22 protein-coding genes are annotated in these 22,472 nt (G+C 59.5%); 11 read left to right on the forward strand and 11 right to left on the reverse strand.

Annotated features, from left to right (window positions below):
- Positions 1-2: 2 nt before the first annotated feature.
- From DXY30_RS02760 to dusB, 7 genes are read right to left on the reverse strand one after another with little or no spacing between them, the layout of a single operon-like run.
- Entirely contained in the window at positions 3-3,482 is a 3,480-nt protein-coding gene (locus DXY30_RS02760; protein ID WP_115093260.1) for a rhamnan synthesis F family protein, read from the reverse strand.
- 42 nt (positions 3,483-3,524) lie between these two features.
- Positions 3,525-4,661: a dTDP-glucose 4,6-dehydratase gene (rfbB, locus tag DXY30_RS02765; RefSeq protein WP_115093261.1), complete on the reverse strand. Its 1,137-nt coding sequence runs from the start codon at positions 4,659-4,661 to the stop codon at positions 3,525-3,527.
- 58 nt (positions 4,662-4,719) lie between these two features.
- Complete coding sequence (rfbD, locus tag DXY30_RS02770; protein WP_115093262.1) at positions 4,720-5,604, reverse strand: dTDP-4-dehydrorhamnose reductase; 885 nt, start codon at positions 5,602-5,604, stop codon at positions 4,720-4,722.
- Positions 5,601-6,191: a dTDP-4-dehydrorhamnose 3,5-epimerase gene (gene rfbC, locus DXY30_RS02775; protein ID WP_115093263.1), complete on the reverse strand. Its 591-nt coding sequence runs from the start codon at positions 6,189-6,191 to the stop codon at positions 5,601-5,603. The genes rfbD and rfbC overlap by 4 nt, the downstream gene beginning before the upstream one ends.
- Positions 6,181-7,119, reverse strand: coding sequence for a glucose-1-phosphate thymidylyltransferase RfbA (gene rfbA / locus DXY30_RS02780; RefSeq protein ID WP_115093319.1), 939 nt, complete (start codon positions 7,117-7,119; stop codon positions 6,181-6,183). Before rfbA ends, rfbC begins: the two co-directional genes overlap by 11 nt.
- 8 nt (positions 7,120-7,127) lie before the next feature.
- On the reverse strand, positions 7,128-10,130 hold the full coding sequence (locus DXY30_RS02785) for a rhamnan synthesis F family protein (RefSeq protein WP_115093264.1): 3,003 nt from the start codon (positions 10,128-10,130) through the stop codon (positions 7,128-7,130).
- A complete protein-coding gene (gene dusB, locus DXY30_RS02790) occupies positions 10,127-11,128 on the reverse strand; it encodes a tRNA dihydrouridine synthase DusB (RefSeq protein ID WP_115093265.1) in 1,002 nt (333 codons plus the stop codon). Before dusB ends, DXY30_RS02785 begins: the two co-directional genes overlap by 4 nt.
- Before the next feature lie 6 nt (positions 11,129-11,134).
- On the opposite strand from dusB, the gene DXY30_RS02795 reads away from it, so the two are divergent.
- Positions 11,135-11,602, forward strand: a complete 468-nt coding sequence (locus DXY30_RS02795) for a DUF1823 family protein (protein WP_115093266.1) — start codon at positions 11,135-11,137, stop codon at positions 11,600-11,602.
- A 1-nt stretch (position 11,603) separates the two neighbouring features.
- On the opposite strand, the gene DXY30_RS02800 is transcribed toward DXY30_RS02795, so the two are convergent.
- A complete protein-coding gene (locus tag DXY30_RS02800; RefSeq protein WP_115022181.1) occupies positions 11,604-11,987 on the reverse strand; it encodes a L,D-transpeptidase in 384 nt (127 codons plus the stop codon).
- 226 nt (positions 11,988-12,213) lie between these two features.
- Here DXY30_RS02800 and der point away from each other — a divergent pair, with 226 nt between their 5' ends.
- The 6 genes from der (at position 12,214) to proC (ending at position 16,914) form a co-directional block, all read left to right on the forward strand.
- Positions 12,214-13,581 (forward strand): ribosome biogenesis GTPase Der, encoded by a 1,368-nt coding sequence (gene der, locus DXY30_RS02805; protein ID WP_115093320.1) that lies wholly within the window; start codon positions 12,214-12,216, stop codon positions 13,579-13,581.
- Between the two features lie 3 nt (positions 13,582-13,584).
- Complete coding sequence (locus tag DXY30_RS02810) at positions 13,585-14,493, forward strand: energy-coupling factor transporter transmembrane protein EcfT (RefSeq protein WP_115093267.1); 909 nt, start codon at positions 13,585-13,587, stop codon at positions 14,491-14,493.
- Between the two features lie 24 nt (positions 14,494-14,517).
- On the forward strand, positions 14,518-14,784 hold the full coding sequence (locus DXY30_RS02815) for a PipX family protein (RefSeq protein ID WP_115093268.1): 267 nt from the start codon (positions 14,518-14,520) through the stop codon (positions 14,782-14,784).
- Positions 14,785-14,788: 4 nt separating this feature from the next.
- A complete protein-coding gene (locus DXY30_RS02820; RefSeq protein ID WP_115093269.1) occupies positions 14,789-15,451 on the forward strand; it encodes a YggS family pyridoxal phosphate-dependent enzyme in 663 nt (220 codons plus the stop codon).
- A 75-nt stretch (positions 15,452-15,526) separates the two neighbouring features.
- Positions 15,527-16,093: a cell division protein SepF gene (locus tag DXY30_RS02825; protein ID WP_115022174.1), complete on the forward strand. Its 567-nt coding sequence runs from the start codon at positions 15,527-15,529 to the stop codon at positions 16,091-16,093.
- Between the two features lie 44 nt (positions 16,094-16,137).
- Positions 16,138-16,914: a pyrroline-5-carboxylate reductase gene (gene proC, locus DXY30_RS02830; RefSeq protein WP_371638552.1), complete on the forward strand. Its 777-nt coding sequence runs from the start codon at positions 16,138-16,140 to the stop codon at positions 16,912-16,914.
- Here proC and cobI read toward each other — a convergent pair.
- Complete coding sequence (gene cobI / locus DXY30_RS02835) at positions 16,911-17,642, reverse strand: precorrin-2 C(20)-methyltransferase (RefSeq protein ID WP_244281221.1); 732 nt, start codon at positions 17,640-17,642, stop codon at positions 16,911-16,913. The genes proC and cobI overlap by 4 nt on opposite strands.
- A gap of 47 nt (positions 17,643-17,689) precedes the next feature.
- Here cobI and DXY30_RS02840 point away from each other — a divergent pair, with 47 nt between their 5' ends.
- The 4 genes from DXY30_RS02840 to DXY30_RS02855 all read left to right on the forward strand — a co-directional run bounded on the left by DXY30_RS02840 (position 17,690) and on the right by DXY30_RS02855 (position 19,853).
- The gene (locus DXY30_RS02840) at positions 17,690-18,250 is read left to right on the forward strand and encodes an acireductone dioxygenase (RefSeq protein WP_115093271.1); all 561 of its coding nucleotides are present in this window, start codon (positions 17,690-17,692) and stop codon (positions 18,248-18,250) included.
- Between the two features lie 21 nt (positions 18,251-18,271).
- Entirely contained in the window at positions 18,272-18,673 is a 402-nt protein-coding gene (locus DXY30_RS02845) for a hypothetical protein (protein ID WP_115093322.1), read from the forward strand.
- Positions 18,674-18,848: 175 nt separating this feature from the next.
- Positions 18,849-19,334 carry a L,D-transpeptidase gene (locus DXY30_RS02850; protein ID WP_115093323.1) on the forward strand — a complete coding sequence of 162 codons (486 nt, stop codon included), beginning with the start codon at positions 18,849-18,851 and terminating at the stop codon, positions 19,332-19,334.
- Positions 19,335-19,853: an isoprenylcysteine carboxylmethyltransferase family protein gene (locus DXY30_RS02855; RefSeq protein ID WP_115022167.1), complete on the forward strand. Its 519-nt coding sequence runs from the start codon at positions 19,335-19,337 to the stop codon at positions 19,851-19,853.
- A gap of 9 nt (positions 19,854-19,862) precedes the next feature.
- Here DXY30_RS02855 and DXY30_RS02860 read toward each other — a convergent pair whose 3' ends face one another.
- Entirely contained in the window at positions 19,863-21,032 is a 1,170-nt protein-coding gene (locus tag DXY30_RS02860) for a glycosyltransferase family 4 protein (RefSeq protein ID WP_115093272.1), read from the reverse strand.
- Between the two features lie 32 nt (positions 21,033-21,064).
- On the reverse strand, positions 21,065-22,444 hold the full coding sequence (locus DXY30_RS02865; protein WP_115093273.1) for an MFS transporter: 1,380 nt from the start codon (positions 22,442-22,444) through the stop codon (positions 21,065-21,067).
- Positions 22,445-22,472 lie beyond the last annotated feature (28 nt).

Genomic DNA, 22,472 nt, shown 5'->3' on the forward strand with positions numbered 1-22,472 from the left:
ATTCAAGGCCGTATTGCACCGTGTCCTTTGCCAGCCAAATAATAGCCGCAGGCCCTTGCAAAATGAAGCCGTCGGCGTAGCACCAGTTCGTTGTCGCTGATGTTTGGGTACAACTTCTGGGCTGCGCGATCGTTGGTACAAGATCGTTCAACCATTTGTAGAACCTGTTCTTTGGTCGCAGGCAATCTTTCGCCAAGCATTTGGTCATAGAAATGCCATTCCGTGTTGGCGCGTAAGACCGCTTCCCGGAAGCCATATTCATGGGAATGGCGAACCACTGCTGTTGAGGCATAGGCCTTTTTATAACCTTTTCTAAGAATTTCGCGGGCCCACAATTGATCCTCGCCATATACGACATCGGGAAGTGGAACAGCTTCCCAAATGGATTTCCTTAAGCAGGAATTGTTGTCGGAGTAAAAGCGTTCATGGGTTGAGACAACGCCATTGGAGGTCTGTCGATCAGCATCGAGCTCGATCGGTTGGCGATGGCTTCTAAAAATCCAACGATTGAAGTGTTGGTCAAGGTCATGGGCGGTGAGTTCTCCATGATCGGTATGGGCGATATGGCAGCCGAAGACCCCGGCCACACTTGGATCGCTCTGCAGTGGGGCGATCAGGTTCATGAGCCACATGCGATTCGCTGGGATGGCGTCCTGCGTGATGAAAGCGACGTACTCCCCTCGGGCAAGCTCCACTCCCAGGTTGCGGGTGCGCCCATGGCCGAAATCCTCCTTGCGAATCCTGTGGAGGCGGAGTCGTTCATCCTTGGGTAAACAATCCAGACATCCATCGCTGGATGAACTGTCGATCAGTAACACCTCAAATTTTTCATTGAGATCTTGTGCGAGACAGGATTGAACGACGTCTTTCAGCATTGTTCCCCCGTTGTAAACGGGGATCACCACAGTGACCAAGGGGGGTGATGGTTTTGCAGGCTTTAATGCTGCTGTTTCTGAAGGAAGTGATTCCAGAATAAAAGCCTCAATCAGTTTGTTTGAAGCATCCCAGTTGATTTGTTCGATGGCTGCGAGTCCTTTGCTTGAAGTGCTTTCTCGGAACGACGCATCATTCAGCAATCGGCTTAACGCGTTTGCCAGGCCTATGGGAGTTGGTTCTGCTAAGACTACTGTTTCTTTTTCATAGCAGAGACGTGTGTGTTCGGCATCGATATCAACCACGGGCAGCCCACAAGCCATCATTTCATTGGGCACCAAGGAGTAGTTGGTTCCTGAAAGTACGAACCCAACCGTGCATTGGCGATATAGGTTTGCTAAGTCGTTGGCATTCAGAATTCCTGCGTGGTGAACTTTCGCAGGAATTCCAAAGTCAGGCAGATCTTTTTCGCCGAAGGTGATGACCTCGAAGTGGTCGCCCAGATCAAACAAAGCTCTTAAAGCAAGCAGCCCCAGTTCATAGAGCCGTCTTGGCGTGCTACGTCTCACATAGAAGGCGATGGCGTGACAGCTGCGTTTCTGATCGTTGTTGGGGTGGTAGACACTGTGATCGACAGCTAGCGGGAAAGAGATGGCTGAGTTGCCAAAACTTTCCATCTTTTGCTTTAGCCAAGGACTTGCGCAAATGCAGGCAAAGTTGTTTCTAGATGCATATGATTGTTCGGTGAGGATGCTGGAACTTCCTCGTGCAAAAAAGTAGGGCTCGTAATCCTGTACAAAATAAAATCTTTTCTGAAACTTTTTCATTCCAAGCACTGGATATGTGCTCATTCGATCTGTCGCGATCACGACGTCGCCGCTGATGTGGTCAAGATCCTTCTGTCTGTTGCCGAGTACGTAAACTTGGTCTGTTTTGAGTGGGATGAAGTATTGATCGATTACACGCTTGTGTAAGTAGCTTAGGCGACTTGGCTTGTCATTCCCTTTGAGCTCGGAATGAACCCAAATTGTGCATTTGTGCCCAGAGTTTTCTAGATAATCAATTGTTCTGAAAATAGTCATGTGGCCGCCAAGGCCAGGTGTAAAGTTAGGAATAATCCAATGGATATGTAGAGCTTTATTGTTGGTGTTGTTTTTCAGTGACCAGTTTGTTTCAAGTTGTTGTGGCTTGAATTGAATGACCTTCTCGAAGCCATCGATTCTCAGTTTGTTGCGAGCTTCGATGATGGATTTGTCACTGAAATATTGTTTCGAAAGCAAGTATCCGCAGTATGTTGTCTTCAGCTTTTGCTTGTAAATTTCGGTTGCCGAAAGGCCAATCAGGCGTTCAATGCTATGGGCGATGGTCCCATCGATCTGCCCACCTTCCTCATCAAAGTCGTTCCAGTCGAGATCCCAGTCAAGAATGGGTTTAAGGAGCTCTGGCTTGCACCAGAACATTGTCCCGGTTGGGAAGCGGAACTGGCTGTCTCGTGAGATGTAGTCGAGATTGAAGCGTTTTAGGAATGGATTGGCCTTTGTGTAGTTGCCATCTTCATGGCCCCAGCATGAATCGTGTTTGATTCCGAGGCTGAGAGCGTAGTTCTCAATCGGATAGACAATGCCTACCTCTGGTGATTGAAGAGCTTTGAGATTGGTGGCTGTAATCACTTCGCTGCCAATCAGGTTGTCTAGGCAGTGAAGGAACCAGCCGCTGAGTGCATTGCTGTGAGGGCTTTTTTTGGAGTGGAGCTTCAGGATGAGGTCGTAGTTGAGGATTTGATCCTTGAAGCCAACGATGAACGGAGCGACGTCTCGTCCGATGTTCCTGAAATGTCTGACTTCTACTTTCTGGGCATTGTCGACTCGGTTAAAAATATTTTTCAGCGACAAGACTGAATCTTCCTTTGTGGAAATGAAGATGTCGATGCTGCACGGGATATTCTTAAGACGGGTGGCAATTTCTTCGCCTAGTTCTGGGTAAAAGATATGCAGAAAAACGCCAATTTTTTTAGTCATTAAATCTTCTATGGCTGCGTTGAGAGCGCTTGGCTCAGGCCTTTTAATATCAGCCATCTTCCGCATGAAATGGATGTTATCCATCGAATAGCGGTGTTCGTTCATTCCAAACTTGAAGCAGTGAACCATCGGGTTGAGCCCACTCTCTTTGACGTCGGGATATTTGCTGAAATAATTTTCTGTGTCGAATAAATTGCTCGGGTCAATGCCCTCTAGGCTGCCTGATCTGCAGTAATGAAGAATGACGTCGCCGATGCTTTTAAGCTCTTCCGCTTCTTCCACCTCTAGTTGAGATTTATAATGTTCAATGTCAAACACATAGGCATAATGAGCCAATTCGCGAAAGTCGCGAATTATTGTTTTGCTTATTTCTTTGCTTTGTATGTCTTTGATGTACTCCTGCAGTTCAGGAGTAATTTTTTTGCGCCTGTTGTTGGGCGGGCTTGGTCGTCTGGCTCCCCCCAGGCGACTGAGATGCTGTCGTAGTGCCTTGGGGAAAATTTTCTGCCTTCCCGCCGCAGAAGCAGATCGCTTCAACAGTTGTCGGGTCGTTTGCGAAATAGCAGAGAGCGGATGACGTTGTTTAGGCATGCCCCTCCTCTGTGATGTCTAAGAAAAGCAGGTCGCAAATTATCATTCGTTTGCTTTTTTTTGAGTTGTTTTCATTCCTAATCTGCTGCCATCATATCCCGCTCGTTCACGCACTTTGCTGCACCATTCCTGATGAGACAAGTACCAATTCACTGTCTCCGCTAAGCCTTGCTCAACATTATGGCGTGGGCTCCAGCCTAGTTCCGAACTGATGCGGCCTGGGTCAATTGCGTAGCGGCGGTCGTGGCCCGGGCGGTCGGTCACCGGCGTAATTAAATCCGCATGGGGAGCTGATGCTGGGCAGCTCTGATCCAACTGCTGGCAGATGGCGTGAACGACTTCTTTGTTGGTGCGTTCACCGTGGCCGCCCACGCAGTAACTGCGACCAGATTCACCCTTGCACGCGGCCAGAAGTAGCGCGTCCACGTGGTCTTCCACGTACAACCAATCCCGCACATTCAGTCCATCCCCATAGAGAGGAATCGACTCTCCTCCGGCCGCCTTCAAGGTGACCACAGGAATGAGCTTTTCTGGGAACTGCCAGGGGCCGTAGTTGTTCGAGCAGTTGGTCAGCACCACGGGCAGGCCGAACGTATGGTGCCAGGCCTGAACCAGGTGATCGCTCGCCGCCTTGCTGGCGGAGTAGGGGCTGCGGGGGTCGTAGGGCGTTGTTTCTGAGAAGCGTCCCTCAGCGCCAAGTGAGCCGAAGACCTCGTCTGTGCTGATGTGGTGCATCCGGAAGGCCTCTCGACGCTCTCCACTCAATCCTTCGTAGTGCCCCCGCACTGCCTGCAGCAGGTTGTAAGTCCCGGTGATATTGCTCTCAATGAACACGCCAGGTCCGGAGATCGAGCGATCCACGTGGCTTTCGGCTGCCAGGTGCATCACCAAATCCGGGTCGGCCTCACGCACCGCAGCCTCAACGGCTGCCTCATCGGTCAGATCCACTTGTTGAAGTCTGTGCCGATCTTTCGCCGCGTCGCCCAGCTCGCTGAGAATCTCCTCAATCGATGCCAGGTCGCTGGCGTAGCCCATCTTGTCGAGATTGAAGACTGTGACCGTGCTCTCCCTCAGGAGCCTGCGGACCACGGCGCCTCCGATGAAGCCGGAACCTCCCGTCACCAGAACTCTGCGGCGATCTCCCAGCAGGTCAGCGGCGGAAGGCATGGACGAAACCATTGGTCAGGGAGTGGGTGGGGCGTTGTGAGGAGGAGGGGACGTTGAACTCAGTGGAGCTTCATGGGGTTTTGGCCTGCTGCAAAACATCCCTGAGAGCGTGCTGCCAGTGCTGTCCGCTCAGTTGCAGGGCTGCTCTGGTGCTCGTGCTGTCCAGAAGCGAATAGGCCGGACGCTCTGCTGGGGTTGGATAGTCCGCTGTTGTGATCGGTTGAACCTCTGCGGGCATGTCGATCAGCCCTAGCTCAGCCCCGATCCGACCCACCGCTACCGCAACGTCGTACCAGCTGGCAGCGCCGGCATCACTCCAGTGCATGACAGCCGGTAGCTCGTTCTCTCCAGCGATCTGGAGGGTTCTCCAACAGGCCTGAGCCAGGGTCAGGGTGCTGGTGGGACAGCCCACCTGATCGGCCACGACGCCCAGTTGATCCCGCTCGCGATGAAGGCGCAGCATGGTGAGGGCAAAGTTCTTGCCAACGGGGCCGATCACCCAGCTGGTGCGCAGGATCAGGCCCCGTCCGTCCGTTCCGAGACCGCTTTGCACCGCTGCTTCTCCGGCTGCTTTGCTGGCGCCATAAACCCCGAGAGGGTCGCGGGCCTGCATGGGTTGATAGGGCTTTCCTTGGGTTCCATTGAAGACAAAGTCGGTGCTGATCTGAAGCAGGCGGCCCCCCTGTTGATCCAGAGCGCGGGCGAAGGCTTCCGGTGCCCCGGCATTCACGGCATGGGCCAGGTCGGATTCCGATTCGGCTTTGTCCACGGCCGTGTATGCACCTGCATTAAGAACCCAGTCAGGCTGATGCTGCTCAACGGCCGTACGGCAGGCTTCAGGGTCAGCCAGGTCGAGATCTTGACGGCTGGTGGCCACCAGCTCGAGTCCATGGGGCACCGAGGCGATCAGGGCCTGGCCAAGCTGTCCGCCAGCTCCGGTGAGCAGAACCTTCATGGGAAAACGTCTCCCGCGGCTTCAGCGGCTTTGAACCCCGGCGCTTCGGCATCTTTGCCAGAGAGGCTCACCTCTCCGCCCTCTAGCTGATCGATCGGCCAGGCAATGGCCAGATCCGGGTCATTCCAGACGATGGCCCGTTCACAAGCTTTGTTCCAGAACCCCCGTGCCTTGTACTGCACTTCAGCAACGCTGCTGAGGGTGAGAAAGCCGTGGGCGAAGCCTTCGGGAATCCAAAGCTGGCATTTGTTTTCGGCACTCAGTTCGGCGCCGACCCAAGCGCCGAAGGTGGGCGAGTCGCGCCGGATGTCGACGGCGACGTCGTAAATCGATCCGACCGTGGCACGCACCAGCTTGGCCTGGGGTTCCGGTGCGAGTTGATAGTGCAGTCCCCGAAGCACACCCCGGACCGAGCGGGAGTGGTTGTCTTGCGAGAACAGCACCGATTTGCCGACGGCTTCATCGAACTTGCGCTGGTTCCAGCTTTCGTAGAACCAGCCACGGTCATCGCCGAAGGCCTGGGGCGTAATCAGCAGGGGCCCCTGCATCAATGCGCCGGAGGGAGTTGTGAGTTGTTCAAGCTGCATGGCTTACCTCCAGGCTGGTTTGCAGGGCCGCGTGATCGCTCACGCTCTCCTCAAGCATCTGGAGGAGATAAGAGCCGTAGCCACTCTTCTTTAAGGGCTGCGCTAGCTGATTCAGCTGTTCTGCTGTGATCCAGCCCTGGCGCCAAGCCACCTCCTCCGGGCACCCCACCTTGAGCCCCTGACGGTGTTCCAGGGTGCGGATGTAGCTGCCTGCATCGTTGAGGGAGTCGCAGGTGCCGGTGTCGAGCCAGGCCATGCCACGGCCCATCAGCTCCACCCGCAGCCGCCCTTCGTCCAGATACATCTGATTGAGATCGGTGATCTCCAGCTCGCCGCGCGCCGAAGGCTTCACCTGGCGGGCTCGTTCCACGACGCTGTCGTCGTAGAAGTACAAACCCGTCACGGCGTAGCGGCTCTTGGGCTGTTGAGGTTTTTCCTCCAGGCTCAGCACGCGGCCATCGGCATCGAACTCGGCCACGCCATAACGCTCGGGATCACTAACGGGGTAGGCAAAGACCGTCGCCCCTTGGGCTTGAGCGTTGCTGTTCACCAGCTGGGGCACCAGATCGTGTCCATGGAAGAGGTTGTCCCCCAACACCAGAGCAGCGGAGTGGCCCGCCAGGAAGTCGGCACCAATCAGAAACGCCTGGGCCAATCCGTCCGGGCTTGGTTGCACGGCGTACTCGATCGTCATGCCCCAGCGGCTTCCATCGCCGAGCAAGCGCTGGAAAGCCTCCCTGTCGTGGGGGGTGGTGATGATCAACACCTCGCGAATCCCCGCCAGCATCAAGGTGCTGAGCGGGTAATAAATCATCGGCTTGTCGTAAACCGGCAACAGCTGTTTGCTGACGGCCTGGGTGATCGGATGCAGCCGCGTGCCACTTCCGCCAGCCAGGATGATTCCCCGTCGCTTGGATGCGGTGCTCATCAGCTGGCTCACCGGCGTGAAGTCGGCGCCATTACAGCACGAGACCCCTTGCGATCACTTCCGTTCCCTCGACGGCGAAGCCGTTCAAACAGCCGCTGCAATTCTGGTTTGGGCCGCAGTTGTCGTTGGATGCTGGCCGCCAGCTGAGGGTTGCGTTGGCCGATCACTTCGGGCCAGGTGTCGACGGGTTGTCGCGTCGGGTTGTCCCGCAGAAGGCTCACCTTGAGGAAGGGGAAGGCGCGTTGCTCAATCAAGTGCTTCCAGTCGTAGTGCAGAACATTGCCGTTGGCGTTGTGGGTGTAGAGGCTCTCGAGCCTTAGCCCCGCTTCCTGCAGCTGCACCGGCAGGCCGACTTCGCAATGTTTGACCAGGTCCCGTTTGCGGGGCCAGATCTGCAATGTCTCCCAGAAACGGCCAAAGGCTGGGCACTGCAGTGCCTTGGGTTTGTAAGCAGTGAAGGCTGACGACAGATGGGGTTCGTACATCAGATCGTCCGTCAGCCCAATCACGTCCGCTGAACTGGCATGCAGGCGTTGGAACAGGTCGTCGAGGGGAGTAACCGGTCCCCAGAAGCTGTCGTTGGTGAGCACCAGGAATGCTGCCTGCTCAATGTCCTGCCGATGCAGGTTCAGTGCTGTTTTCCAGCTGCCGAAGTCATACCCCTGGTTGCGTCGAATAACGATGGCCGCACAGCGTTGGCGCAGCCGATGCAGCGTTCTCGGGTGCCACCGCAACCCGCTGGCCGACGACACAACGATCACATCGGCGAAGCGTCGGTACTCATCAATCAGTGGGAAGAGGTCGTCCCGAAACCGGTTGTTGCCTGAAAAATGCGCCAGCAGAACGATTGGTCGTTGGCGGCTGGGCTGGAAGTTTGAATTCCTCCAGTGCATCAGCACGGCATCGGCAACCGGCCCTTTCGATCGCGGCGCTGTCTCCCTGGGTTGGTAGCGATTGCTGTGGGGGTGAATGCCCTGACTGGTGAGGGGATCACCTTCGGCGAACAACCTGGCGTGCTTGGCCCTCAGGTGACCGGACTCCCTTTGATGCCGGGCCAGAGCGGTGCCTTCGCGGTCTTTGCCGCGACTGATCGATTCGTGATGAACGATCTCCACAAAGGGGGTCACGGCGACCGAACCACCGCTCTGCCTGAGGCGCAGGCAGAGATCCACATCGTTGAACACCACGGCGAGATCTTCATCGAACCCTTGGATGCGATCGAAATCGCTGCAGCGGAGCATCAGGCAGGCCCCTGTCGCTGCGGTGAACTCCTCCTGCACCAGCAAGGGGGTGAGCGTGGCCAGCACAGGGGCACTGTGCAGGTGTTTTCCGGGCTCAACCACACAGCGCCGTTCCCCCTTCACCACGGCGACCCCTTGATGCTGGATGCTCCCGTCGGGGTAGTGCAGCCTCGCCCCCACAGCAGTGGTGCCGCGGTACGCGAACGGGTCCAGCAGGGCCTGAAGCACCTCAGCTGATCGGAATTCAATGTCGTTGTTCAGCAGCAACAAATGGCTGCCACGGGCATGGCGTCGGCCGATGTTGTTGAGACGCGAATAGTTGAACGGTTCGTCCACCCGCACCACGCACACGTCGTCGAGCTGCGCCTGTTCTTCCAGCCAGGCCTGGGTGGAGGATTCCTCACTGCCGTTGTCGATCAGGATCAGCTCATAGGCCACAGCTCCGGCGCAGCGGCGCAGGGAGTCGACGCAGCTCTGGGTGAGGTCGACCCGGTCGCGAAACGGGATCAGAACCGACACCAAAACGTTGGGTTCGGTGCGGAGTTGCAGCTGATGGCAGGCGCTCAGCGAATCAACGGGAGTGAGTTGCCCACCGGGCACCAGAAAGCTTGGGCTGTGTCGCTGGGTGATCGCCAGGATCTCAGCGCTGAGCTCAGGGGGCCAGCAATGGCGGTCGGCCGGCGAGGCCACGTCGGGCACGGTCGGGTTCGCCCGAATCGATCGCTGTAGCAACACCTCTGAACAGTGGGCGACGGCGTCGCCGCGTCCGCAAACCTGCAGCGCCAGATCCAGCAGCAGGGCATGGAGCGAACCGGTGGACGTCGGCAGTGTCAGTTGTTGCAGCGTTGACCAGCGGATCGTCACCAGGCCGCCTAGGCATCCCCGGCAGAGCAGACGAAACGCTGTGATCTCTGTTCGGTTCTGGCGGTTCCCTGCCGGAATGCCTGGGTCGTCGCTCCAGCGCAGCGTCTCATCGCTGGTCAGCAAGACCGCTGCAGGGTGTTTCATCGCACACTGCGCCATGCGCAGGGCCGCCTGGGGATCCAGCTGATCACTGGCATGGCAGAAGCTGACCAGGGTTTCGCCATCGAGGGTTGGCTCGCTCATCCAACCGGAAGGATCCTCCAGAGAGGCGTGGCGGATCTGGCCCCACCCCTGCCCTGGCTGGATGTGCTCGGCCTCGACCTCCGCTTGTGTTTGGTGGAGAACCACCAGCATCGAGGCCGCTGAGGGAATGGACTCGCTTGGTGCTGGGTCTGGAGCGGGGGGCTGGTACCGATCGAGATCCTTGCCAAGGGGCAGTCCTCGCTGGAAGCGTTGACGGCCGATGCCGGCCAGGTGCTCCAGAGCACTAAGGAAGCCCTGATGTGCTGCTGGTCTCAGCCCATCCCGGTAGGCCTGGAGGTGCACCGGCGGCAGATCAGCGAACAGGCTGCGCTGTCCCAGGGCGATCTCGCGCAGGCGACCGCTACTCAACAGCTGCTTGGCGTCAGTGAGATCCCTGTGGGATGAGAGAAGGTCGATGGGATCTATCCCGCTGTCTGTGGGGGCCCACTGGGTTGCATCACGCAACAGGGAGACGGGCAGCAGAGACGGATCCAGCAGCTCCTTCGGCAGCTGGGGAAGGTGCTGGCTGAGCTGCTGTTGCCAGCGCTGGATCTCCTCCGCGCTTGCCAATCCGGACTGCCAGCGCTGCCAGGCATTGGCATCAAGCGTGTTGTCCTTGCCGCTTGAAGGCGCCACGCCCTGACCGTCGGAGCGTCCAGTCAAGCGGACGCGGCAAGAGCGTCGATCTGCTGATTGAGCAGTTCCCTGGCCTGGGCGGGTGTGGGGGCCCGCATCAGGTCATGACGCAGTCGCGATGCCCCGGGGAAGCCCGTGCAGGTCCAGCCCATGTGTTTTCTCGCGATCAACAGCCCATGGTCGCCGCGATCCTTCACAAGATCGTCCAATTGATCCCGAGCCAGCGCAAGCCGTGCCGTCGGGTTGGGCGTAGAGGGGATGGCACGACCGGTCAGCGCGGCATCGATCTGTCCCACCAGCCAGGGGGACCCCATGGTCCCTCGGCCCACCATCACGCCGGCTGCGCCGGTTTGATTCAGGCAGCGCAGAGCATCCTCGGGAGTGTTGATGTCGCCATTCGCGATCAGGGGGATCGTGAGGGCCTCACGGACCTGGGTAATGGCGCTCCAGTCGGCAGGGCCTTTGAAGCCCTGTTCGCGGGTGCGTCCATGCAGCGTGAGCAGTTGAGCTCCTGCACGTTCCAGTTGCTGGCACCACCGCACGGGATCAGCATCACCTCCGCACCATCCCAGGCGCGTCTTCACGGTGACGGGCAATGCCACGGCATCCGCCACCGCTTCCACGATCCGGATCGCCAGTTCGGGATCACGGATCAATCCGGAACCACCCCCTTTGCGAGCGATCTTCCGAACGGGACATCCCATGTTGATGTCGATCAGGAAGGCTCCACTGGCTTCGGCCCGCCGTGCCGCATCGGCCATGGCCTGGGGGCGATGGTCGAACAGTTGCACGCCGATGGGTCCGGACTCGTCGGCCAGTGACTCCACCTTGCAGCGCCCATGCCCCATTTCGAGGCTGGTGGCATTCACCATTTCGGTGAAGAGCAGGGCGTCAGGAGCCCATCGTCGAACCAGGCCACGAAACACCCGGTCGCTCACCCCCGCAAGCGGCGATTGCAGAACACGGCACCGCAGCTGACGTGCGATTCCATTGCCGGGAAGCTGCAGGGGGGGTGAAGCAATCATGGGTCCATGCTGCACAACGCACTCGACATGTCCTGGCCGCTGAGTCGTTCGTTGCTCTTGCAGATCCTGGAGGACCGCTGCAGTGATCGCTTTGTCTGCGAAAGGGTTTGGGAACGCTTGGGATACCGGCCCAATGAACTCCAATGGTGCGCCAGTCCAGACACGCCAACGGATTGGGCGGATGCCTTCCCCTTGGCTCCCGAGTTGATCGCCGAGCGGCCGGCATCGGTTCGTTTGACCCGATCGATTCCCAAGGAATACAAGCAGCTGCTGAAGCAGCAGCTCAACTTTGCGGGCTACCGGATCGGTGAGCTTTTTCCCCGACGGACCCGGCGTGCCACGGCGGTGAACTGGCTCTTGGCCTGGCTGGCACAGCAAGGCGAGCCCCTGCCGGAACAGGGGCCTTTAGGGCCAGAGCTTCCGGCTCCAGCCGATCCGGTGCAGGGGCACCCCGGCGATCTGCCGGTGGGGTGATTCAGGCCTGAATGGTGATCGGCGTGCCCTTCGGCGTGTTGTGGAACAACCAGCGGGCGTGGGTCATGGGCATGCGCACACAGCCATGGCTGCGGGGGACGCCGAAGGGTTGCCCGGCGTTCTCCTGCCAGGGCGCTGCATGGAGGCAGATGGCCTCGTTGGCACTGACGCACATCGTGTAAGGCACGCCTGGAACGGTGTAGGTGCGTCCGTACATCGTGGTGGAGCGGTACTTCGTGAAGACCTTGCTGTTGAAGGTCGGTGTTGGCGTTGAGGCCTTGCCGGTGCTGACGGGGATCACGCGGACGACTTCCTGTTGGCTGTTGTAAACCGTCAGGCGCTGGTCGGAGAGGTCGACCACAAGGCTGGCGACGAGCTCGAGCATGGCGAGGGAACACACTTCACACGCCCTAGCTGTCTCAAGTGAGACTCATTTGTCTCGCCCGGAAAGAATTTCGGTTCTGCTCGCGATCGGCGCCAGGCTGCGACGGGCTCAGAGCGGTGATGCCTGTTCAGGACGTCGCGTCAGTAGTAGAGGCCACAGCAGGAGTAGCAGGCTCATGGGAACTAAAGGCGTCTCTGTAGGGTGAATGATTGGCCTGAACAGACCCTTGGCGCGTCCCGTCGTCGCAATCATCGGACGCCCCAATGTCGGTAAGTCGACCCTTGTGAACCGGTTGTGCCGCAGCCGAGAAGCCATCGTTCACGATGAGCCCGGCGTGACGCGTGATCGCACCTATCAGGACGGCTATTGGGGTGATCGAGAATTCAAGGTCGTCGACACCGGCGGACTGGTGTTTGATGACGACAGTGAATTTCTGCCTGAGATCCGGGAGCAGGCGGCTCTTGCTCTCGAGGAAGCCAGTGTGGCCTTGGTGATCGTGGACGGTCAGCAGGGACTGACGGCCGCTGACGAATCCATTGCTGAATTTCTGCGCAGTCATCGCTGTCCCACGCTTCTCGCGGTGAACAAGTGTGAGTCGCCTGAACAGGGCCTGGCCATGGCTGGCGAATTTTGGAGTCTTGGGCTTGGTGAGCCCCATCCGATTTCGGCCATCCATGGGGCCGGAACCGGTGAACTCCTTGATCAGGTCCTCACGTTTCTCCCGCCGAAGGATCAAGAGGGGGAGGAGGAGGAACCGATTCAGATGGCCATCATCGGCCGGCCGAATGTCGGGAAATCCAGTCTTCTGAATGCCATCTGTGGAGAACAGAGGGCCATCGTCAGTCCGATTCGCGGCACAACGCGCGACACGATCGACACCAGCATCATCCGGGAGCAACGCCCCTGGCGTCTGGTGGACACAGCTGGCATCCGCCGGCGGCGCAGCGTCAACTATGGCCCGGAATTTTTCGGGATCAATCGAAGTTTCAAGGCGATCGAACGCAGCGATGTCTGCGTGCTGGTGATTGATGCCCTGGATGGCGTGACCGAGCAGGATCAGCGCCTGGCGGGCCGCATTGAGGAGGACGGACGAGCCTGTGTGGTGGTTGTCAACAAATGGGACGCCGTCGAGAAAGACAGCCACACCATGACGGCGATGGAAAAAGAGCTGCGCTCCAAGCTGTACTTCCTCGATTGGGCCCCGATGTTGTTCACATCGGCACTCACCGGCCAACGGGTGGACAGCATCTTCGCTCTGGCCGCCTTGGCGGTTGAACAGCATCGTCGCCGTGTTACCACCTCTGTTGTGAATGAGGTGCTGAAGGAAGCACTCAGCTGGCGTAGTCCGCCCACCACCCGAGGGGGGCGTCAGGGCAAGTTGTATTACGGCACGCAGGTCGCAAGTCGACCCCCCAGCTTCACCCTGTTCGTCAACGACCCCAAGCTTTTCGGGGAAACCTACCGGCGCTATGTCGAGCGCCAGATCCGCGAGGGCCTCGGCTTCGATGGAAGTCCGTTGCGTCTGTTCTGGCGCGGCAAGCAACAGCGCGACGCTGAACGCGATCTGGCCCGTCAACAGAGCCGTAAAGGCTGAGTCATGGACTGGTTACGTCAGGTCCCGATGGGCCAATACGTCGATGGCTCCAGTGGTTGGCTCAGGCGGTTGGACCCTCGACTGAAGCTGGCCTGGTCCCTCGTCTTTCTGCTCACACCTGTTTTGGCCGGCCCCGTTTGGCGCGTCGCTCTTGTGGTTGCTCTGGTGGTGATCACCCTGGCCAGTGGTCTGGCCCGGTCGCTGTGGTGGCGGTCTGTCCTTCTGCTGACGGCGTTGGCGCTTGTGGTGGGTCTGTTGTCGATGCTGTTGCCGGCTGTTGATCCCCCTGCGGCTTTTCCCCTTCGTAATCCGGCCGAGCTTCCTGGGCTCGAGACGGAAGGACCCTCCTGGGATCTGCTGCGCCTAGGACCCCTGCAGTTGGGTGGTCTCAAGCTGGGTCCTCTGGTGGTGGACCGCGCCTCTGCAGTGCTGGGGCTGCGGACGTCGACCTTGATCTTCACGGTGATTCACAGCGTCAATTTGATGTTGATCACAACCCCTCCGGAGGATCTGGTCTGGGCTCTCAGTTGGTGTCTGACTCCTTTGAAGTGGCTGGGGTTTCCTGTTGAGCGGCTGGGGTTTCAATTGTTGCTGGCCCTTCGTTTTCTGCCTCTCGTTCAGGAAGAGCTCCAGAATCTGCTGCGATCTCTTGCCAGTCGTGCCGTCAATCTGCGCCAGCTGGGTTTCAAGGCCGGCTTCGGCTTGGTGCTGGCCGTGGGAGAGAGGCTGTTGGCCAACATCCTTCTAAGAGCTGAGCAGGGAGCGGATGCACTGGTGGCCCGTGGGGGTCGGATTCTTGGCCCTTCGTATTTCCGCATGCCTCCTGAACGTCCTGCTCACCTGCTGAATGGCCTGGCGATGACATTGCTCCTATTGGTGATCGGGCTCCGGGGTCAGTACGGTGCTCTATGACCTCTGATCACGGCTGATCACGGCATGGCGTCCGAGCGATATCTGAATCACCCCACCTTCGGGATGCTCTATCGGGTAGCTCCGGCTGGTGAGGGTCGCGACGTTTACGCCACGCTGTATGCCCAGAGAATGTTCTTCCTGGTCACCTTGCAGCCCCGTGGCGCCCAGTTCGAAGTGATCCCCTACGGCGACGCACGTCACCACGCTGAGGTGCATCTGGGCCGGTGCCGGCGGGATCGGTCAGAGGACCTGGACTCCTGGACTCAGCTGTTCGATCAGACGTTCATCTGAACTCTTGACGGATTCATTCGCTGCGCGTTGGCAGGCGCTCCAAGTTGACCGCCCCTCCTCCGCCAGGCTTCTGGCGGTTAGCAAGGGCCACCCGGCATCGGCCGTCCGTTCCGTGGCAGAGCTCGGTCAGTTTGATTTCGGGGAAAGCCGTGTTCAGGAGGCGCTGCCTAAGCAGAAGGAGCTGATCGATCTGCAGCTGCGCTGGCATTTCATCGGCCGCCTCCAGAGCAACAAAGTGCGGCCCGTGGTGAAGGCCTTCGATTTCATCCACTCCGTCGATTCTTTGCTGCTCGCTGAACGGGTATCGCGCATTGCTTTGGAGGAGGCCCGGCAGCCCGATGTGATGCTTCAGGTCAAACTGCGCCCAGATCCCACTAAAGGGGGGCTGTCTGCTGATGAACTCTGCGCTATCTGGTCAGACCTGCAAGCTCTGCCGGGGTTGCGGATCTCGGGCCTGATGACCATGGCGCCATTCGAAATGGCCGCGAAGCAGCGCAAAGAATTGTTTTCCGACTGCCGTTCCCTGGCGGATCGGTTCAACTTGTTGGAGTGTTCGATGGGGATGAGCACCGACTGGAAAGAGGCTGCGGAAGCGGGCAGCACCTGGCTCAGGGTTGGCTCGGCACTGTTCGGCCCGAGATTGGTGTCAACAGACTCTGCGAATTGACTTGCCCCGCACCGGCGAAAACGGTATCCAGGGACATGGTTTTCGAACCACATTCAGACCGAGAGGAATCCCAAGGTGTCGCTGATCTCCCGTCTCCGTGCTGTCGTCGCTGGCGATGACTATCTCGATGGCGAATTGGACGATTTTGCTTACGAAGACGAGCAAGACGACCAGGACCAGCGCGCCATGCAGGCTGATGGTGGTGCCCTGGCAACCATTGGTGACACCAACCCATTTGACCTCGGTAGTGACCTGCCTGGATCCAATGTGATCGGGATGCCGGGCATCAGCACTGCGTCTGCTGAGGTGAATGTGATGGAACCTCGCAGCTTCGATGAAATGCCTCGGGCCATCCAGGCCCTGCGAGAACGGAAGACGGTCATTCTCAACCTCACGATGATGGAGCCTGACCAGGCGCAGCGTGCCGTTGACTTCGTTGCTGGTGGCACCTTCGCGATCGATGGTCATCAGGAGCGCGTCGGAGAGAGCATCTTCCTGTTCGCTCCAAGTTGCGTCACCGTCACCAACACGGGCCAGGACGAGGCTTCGGCCCCCACGGTGGTGAGCCGCGAGGCCGATGTGGCAGATGCTGGGGAATCCTCCAGCGCTCCTTCGCCCGCTTGGGGAGCCGCCGCTCTCTGAATTCTCCTGTGCAGCCCGCTTTCGGTGTGATCGGTCTGGGCCGCATGGCTCAGGCCCTTGTGCTTCCCCTTCTGGAGAGTGGTCGGATTCCGGCTCACCAGCTGCTGGCCGTTGTTGGGGGGAGCGGCTCCTTGGAGCAACGCCGCTTGGAGTTGCCGGCTGGCATCGGACTGTTTGCTGCTGACGATCCTTCGGCTCCCAAGGTTTGGACCGCACCGGTCCAGTTGCTTGCGGTGAAGCCGCAGCAACTGGATTCCGTTGCAGCAGCAGCTCCACCCGTCACGGATCAGCCGCTGCTCATTTCTGTTTTGGCGGGAGTGTCTCTGGCTCGCTTGCAGCATCTGTTTCCTGGCCACTGCTGTGTGAGGGCGGTGCCCAATACCCCTGCGCTGGTGGGAGCCGGTTTGACGGCTTTGGCCTGGGGTGAAGGGATCACTCCAGTGCAACGGGATCAGGTGCAGCAGCTATTCGCCGATGTGGGCGAAGTGCTTGAGCTGGCTGAAGCCAAGCTTGATGCCTTCTTGGCGTTGACTTCCTCGGGTCCAGCCTTTGTGGCTTTGGTGGCTGAGGCCATGGCTGATGGAGCGGTGGCTGCCGGTCTTCCAAGGGATCTGGCGTTGCGGCTGAGCCACCGAACCCTGGCTGGAACGGCTGAACTGCTGGATCGTCGCGATCTGCACCCTGCCCAGCTCAAGGACATGGTCACTTCACCGGCGGGAACGACAATTGCTGGCGTTCGTGCATTGGAACGTATCGGTCTGCGCTCCGCCTTGATCGAAGCTGTCATCGCAGCCGCGGAACGCAGTCGGGAGCTGGCTTAGGGCAACACGTCAGGCCATCCCTGACGAATGAGCAGTAGTGAGAAGTAGGGGCGCGGTTCGGCATCAACGGCATCCGCTGAACAGATGCGTTGTTCTGGCCAACCGACTCGCTCGGCGAACAGTGCTTGATGTAGCAGCGAGCGTTGCTTCAGCAGGGGTTGCACCCAACTCCAGCGTCGCCCCAGTTTCAGCAGGGCGAGCACCTGCCCCGTGGTGGCGGCGGTGTCCAGAACCACCCCCAGCTCCTCAGGTGTGTCGGGGCAGGGGCGCACCAGCAATTGATCCTGCTGCAGGGCGAGGGGCCAGAGGCCGGCCGCGGCAGCGGCGGAGCACGAGGTGATACCGGGAATCACCGTGACGGGACAGTCGGGCCACTCCTGGAGAATGGCCAGCAGGACATAGCTGCAGCTCGCAAATAGAGACGCATCGCCTTCACACAGCAGCGCAACTCGCTGGCCAGAACGGACGATGTTTTGCAGCTGTTGCGCCGCCGTCTCCCATGCGGCTCGACGTGGCTCGGCGGCCTCCACCATCGGGAACAACAGCGGCAGGCACTGATGGTCGCTGCGGATCCAATCGGTGGCGATGCGGGCGGCCATGCTGTCGGCTCCCGGTTGTCCGACCGGGTAGGCCACCACCTGCGCTTGGCGGATGGCCTCAACGGCGGCCAGGGTCAGCAGAGATGGATCGCCCGGGCCGACTCCCACCAGCGTGAGACCCCCAGTCATGGTGGGATCGATGATGGTCAGCAGTCGATGCGCCCGGGGTCCAGACGATGAGTCGTCTCAGCATCTTTCCAGACGAAACAGCACAAAATGCCCCGAATGGGCTTCTACCCCAGCTGGAGAGCGGTGATCCAGCGGTGATTCAGGCGGAACTTCAGCGCCGGGGCATCGGTTTTGAGCAATGGCCCGCCGATCAGCACCTTCCTGAGGGTGCTGATCAAGCCTCCATCCTTGATGTTTATGCCGCAGCTATTGCCCGGGTTCAGCGCGATGGCGGCTACGCCACGGTCGATGCGATTCGGATGACTCCGGATCACCCCGATCGCGAGACCCTGCGTTGCAAGTTTCTCGAGGAGCACACCCATGCCGAAGACGAGGTGCGCTTTTTTGTGGAAGGGTGCGGCTTGTTTGTGTTGCACATCGGTTCTGAGGTGCTCAGCGTGCTCTGTGAACAGGGCGACCTGATTCGTGTTCCGGCAGGGACCCGTCATTGGTTTGATATGGGCCAGCGCCCCCGGTTCTGTGCCGTGCGTTGGTTCAACAATCCTGAGGGATGGGTGGCTCAGTACAGCGGCAGCACCATCGCCCAGCGTTTTCCCAGGCTTGACTGAGTGAGCTTTCCAGGCAGGTTGATGCACTTCCCCCGATCTCTCGCTGGGCTGCTCTTGGGTCTGCCCCTGGCGTCAGTGATGGCTGTTGCCGGAGTGATGGCTGTTGCCGCAGAGGATGCTCCCCTGGCACCCGAGGTTCAACGGCGGGTCGCCGTGGTGGTGCTGGCCCGCAGGATTCGAAGTTATGCCGCCATGGCCAAGGCCAGCAGCGACTGCCTCGTGGAGAAGGGACGTCTTCGGCGCAGCCAAGCCAACCAAGCGCTGGTCAACACGCTGGAGGAGCTGGGCATCAGCCGGGGTGTGCTGACCAATCCCCTGGTGGAGGCCGTGAGCCCACGCCTTCAGCTTTTGCTGGATGACAGCTGTGCCTTAGATCCCAAGAGGGAGGCTGAAGCACTGCAGCTCGCTGGAAACGAACTCTGAGCCCTTCTCGCAGCGGGTCTCAGAAGGGGACGGTGAGACGGCTGGCTTTTATTTCCTCAGCGAATAAAAACCGCCCATAGGGTTCCGGCCTCCATGCCTGGTTGCTGTGGTCGTTCGGTCTTGTCTCGTCTTGAATCTGCTGGCGCTGTTATCCGTGCCCTGTTCTGCGGCTGAGATGGATCTGGCCTCTGCATCCACTTCCCCATCCACTCCCCCGTCCACTGGTGAGTCGGTTCTGGTGCTGAACCGCACCATGCGATCGCTCACACACACTCGAGATCCCATCTGGAGTCTTCGTCTGGAAACCCCTGGCGAGCCTGTGCAGCACTTTGATGCCGTCAGCGGTCGAGCCCACCGTCAGAACGCCGATCGTCATCGGTCCGGCACCCGTGCGCCGCTTCCTGCTGGTCGTTACAGCCTCGGGCCGGTGGAAGCCCTGGGTCCCGCTGATCCGAGCGAGCTCGGGCCGATTTGGATCGGGATTGAACCGGAGTTTCCAACAGGGCGAGGACATTTGGGCATTCATCTCGATCCCAGCGCCAACCGCAATGCCAACAGCGGCACTCTCGGCTGTGTGGGGTTGATTCGCTGGGAGGACATGCAGGCCCTGGCGGGCCTTGTGCAGCGCCGTAACGTCCGAACATTGGTGGTGAGTGAGTAAATGTTCTCGGATTGGGGCTTCAGTTGGGGTGGCTGGTTGGACAACCGCCGCGGTGAGTGGTGGCTTCTGGCTCAGCTACTGCTGATCACGGCTCATCTGCTCCCTGTCTGGCCTTCCCCGGCCAGCTTCGGTCTGTTGATCTGGCCCTTGCCCTTGTTTGGGCTTGGCTTGCTGTTGCTGGCTTTGGGTCTGTTTCGGGCCATCGGGGCCCTGCGCTCTCTTGGGGCTAGCCTGTCGCCGCTGCCGGCGCCCAAGCTGTCGAATCAACTGATTGCTACTGGGGCATACACCATCTGTCGGCATCCTCTGTACCGGGCCCTGTTGCTTTGTTCAGCAGGTGTTGTGCTGGCCACAGGCAGCTTGCTGCATCTGTTGCTCTTGTTCAGTTTGGCGGTGGTACTGCGGGGTAAAGCCCGCTTTGAGGAGGAGGGTTTAAGGGCTGTGCATCCGAATTACACCCAATACGCCGCGGTTACTCCGGCGATTGTCGGCTGGATGCCGGGTCTCGACTGGCGCTGATCGACAAGTTCAGGCGGCGACCCTGCTGCGCAGCATCAGATCTGAATAAAGCTGTTCGAGGGCGTCGATGTTGCGTGAAATCGTGTATCTCTCCAGCGCGCGGATGCGGGCTTGCCGGCCCAGTTCCGCTGTCAGCACCGGCTGGTCTCTGATCACTGGGAGCAGGGTGCGCAACTGGGTGGTGACTCCTTGCGTGCTCAACACGATCCCCGCTCCTTGCTCCAAGACCTCGCCATCGGCACCAGCATCGGTGGCAACGCAGGCTGTTCCGGTGGCCATCGCCTCTAGCAGGGCCAGCGACAGACCTTCGACAAGGCTCGGAAGGATGAAGACCTCAGCGCACTGGAGCAGGGCAACCCGGGTGTCCTGCTCCGGCTCATGGCCCCACCAGAGAATCCGGTCGTCGTTGAACTGGTTCATCAAGCTGTTGCGAAGCGGTCCGTCGCCGACGATCACCAGTCGACACCCCTCTGGGGAGACAAGACGCCAGGCTCGCAGCAGGGCCTCGACGTTCTTCTCCGTCGCCAATCGCCCCATATAAAGCACGATGCGTTCTCGGCCCAGCCGCTGCCGAACCTGTTGATGCATCAGCGAAAGGGTTCCTGGGGCTGTTGGGCACCAGCGGTCGGTGTCAACACCATTCGGGATCACTGTCAGACGATCAGCAGGAACGCCGAGGCGCTCCAGGAAATCCGCCTGAAGCTGCGAGAACACGATGACCCTGTCGTAGCGGGCCAGAGCTGGTGCATACAGCTGGTAGGTGAGCTGTTGGGTTCCCGCCGTCAGATTGCGTAGGCCCGCATCAAAGGGGGGATGGAAGGTGGCGACGAGGGGGACGCCTAGCTGCTGACAGAGCTCCGGCAGACGGAAATCCAGAGGCGAAAGGGTGAGGCTGGCGTGAACCAGGTCAGGCTGCAGCCGTTCGAGTGATTCCCTCAGCTCCCTTTGTGCTCCAGGGGAGGGAATCGTATAAACCTGCGATTTGACCAGATAGGGCAGGCTGACGTCAGGGTCGTTGGCCAGCAGTGACGTGTTGTCGCGCTCAGGGCTGCGCGGGTTGTCGAAATGGATGAAGTGCACCTGATGCCCGCGACGCCGCAGCGCTTCGGTGGTGCTGATCCCGTAGGACACATTCCCGCAGAAGGGAGACTTCTTGCCGAGCCAGGCAATCTGCGCCAAGCGGGTTAGGCCTCTTCATGCGAACCGGCAAGTTAGCAGCGTTGCCACGGTCGTTCGATCAAAGCCGCAACCAGTGCCAATCCAGCCAGCAGCCATAGCACTGGTTGCAGGCCAATGCTGCTTACCAGGGTCCCTGCCAGAACGAGCGGCAGACTCAGGGCAATGTTGATCAGGTTGTTCTGGAGTCCAAACACTCTTCCCCGCTCTGTTTCGGGGGTTTCCTCCTGAATCGTGGTCTGAGCGGGAATGGCTACCAGAGCTGCTCCAATTCCGAGAATGCCGCAGAGGCTCAGGGTGAAGATCAAGGAGCCCTGAAGTTGGCTGAGCAGCACCAACGTCCAGGTGATGGTTCCCAGGCCTGTCGCTGTGAGTCGACGTCGGCTGAACCGATGTCCCAGTTGGGCTATCACGACGGCTCCGATCGCCATTCCCAGCCCACTCATGGCCAGGAGTGCGCCAAACCCCGAGGGGCCCAGGTTGTCGATCAGGGCAGCGAGCTGAAGCGCGAGCACGTAGAGCGCCGCCAACAGGCTGTAGAGCAGCACCAGATGAATCATGGCGCCCCGCACGGAGGGAACCCGTCGCAGCACCTGCAGCCCTTCACCGATTTCTGTCCACACCGAGGTGTTGGAGGCGGGCTTGGGGGCTTCTTGAAGTTTCAGGCGCGACAGGCTGAGGGCGGCGAGGCCGTAACAAAGAGGAAGTAACAGAAACTCGCCGCCATCGATGCCGAGGGACGCCAGGCTGCTGTGCAGCGTTCGAAGAATTGGTTCCCCCAGGGCGAAGCCCAGGATCGTGGCTCCCATGCTGGTGGCTTGATAGAGGGAGTTGGCGGCCAAGAGGTGTTCCCCAGGCACCACAACGGGAATAGTGGCCTGTTCAGAGGGGGCGAAAAACTGCGTCAGGATCGACTCAAGGAAGGTCATTCCCACCAGCCCCCAGTAGCCCCAGGGAAGCCCGAGCCAAATCGGGCCTGAGAGGAGACAGATCGGTGCGAACACCACGAGAAGGGCTCTCAGGGCATTGCTGGCCACCATGACCCGACGCTTGGGCCAGCGGTCAGCCCAGACCCCAGCTACCGTCCCAAGCACCATGGCGGGGATGGTGTTGGCCACAAAGATGCCTGTGGCAAGCAGGGTGATCACCTGAGTGCGTGTGCTGATGTCAAGGCCGTAATCCGACGCCATCTCCACCAGCACGCCATTGCCCTGCCCCTTCAGCAGCAGGTGTTGATCGATCAGAAAGACCATCAACACGATGTAGAACTTGTCCGCAAGTTGGGAAAAGATCTGGCCCAGCCACAGCTTGCGGAAATCGTTCAGTCGCAGCACGGCTTCCAACCCGCGTTTCCCTTCGGGATTGCTGCCGGTGGGCAGAGCGGGTTCAGGCGTGGACAGGCTGGGTCCGCTCAAGGGGTAACTGCATCGCGGCCATGATGGC

Origin of the sequence: Synechococcus sp. UW106 (genome assembly GCF_900474015.1) — a bacterium.
In the GTDB taxonomy this organism is placed as follows: Bacteria; Cyanobacteriota; Cyanobacteriia; order PCC-6307; family Cyanobiaceae; genus Parasynechococcus.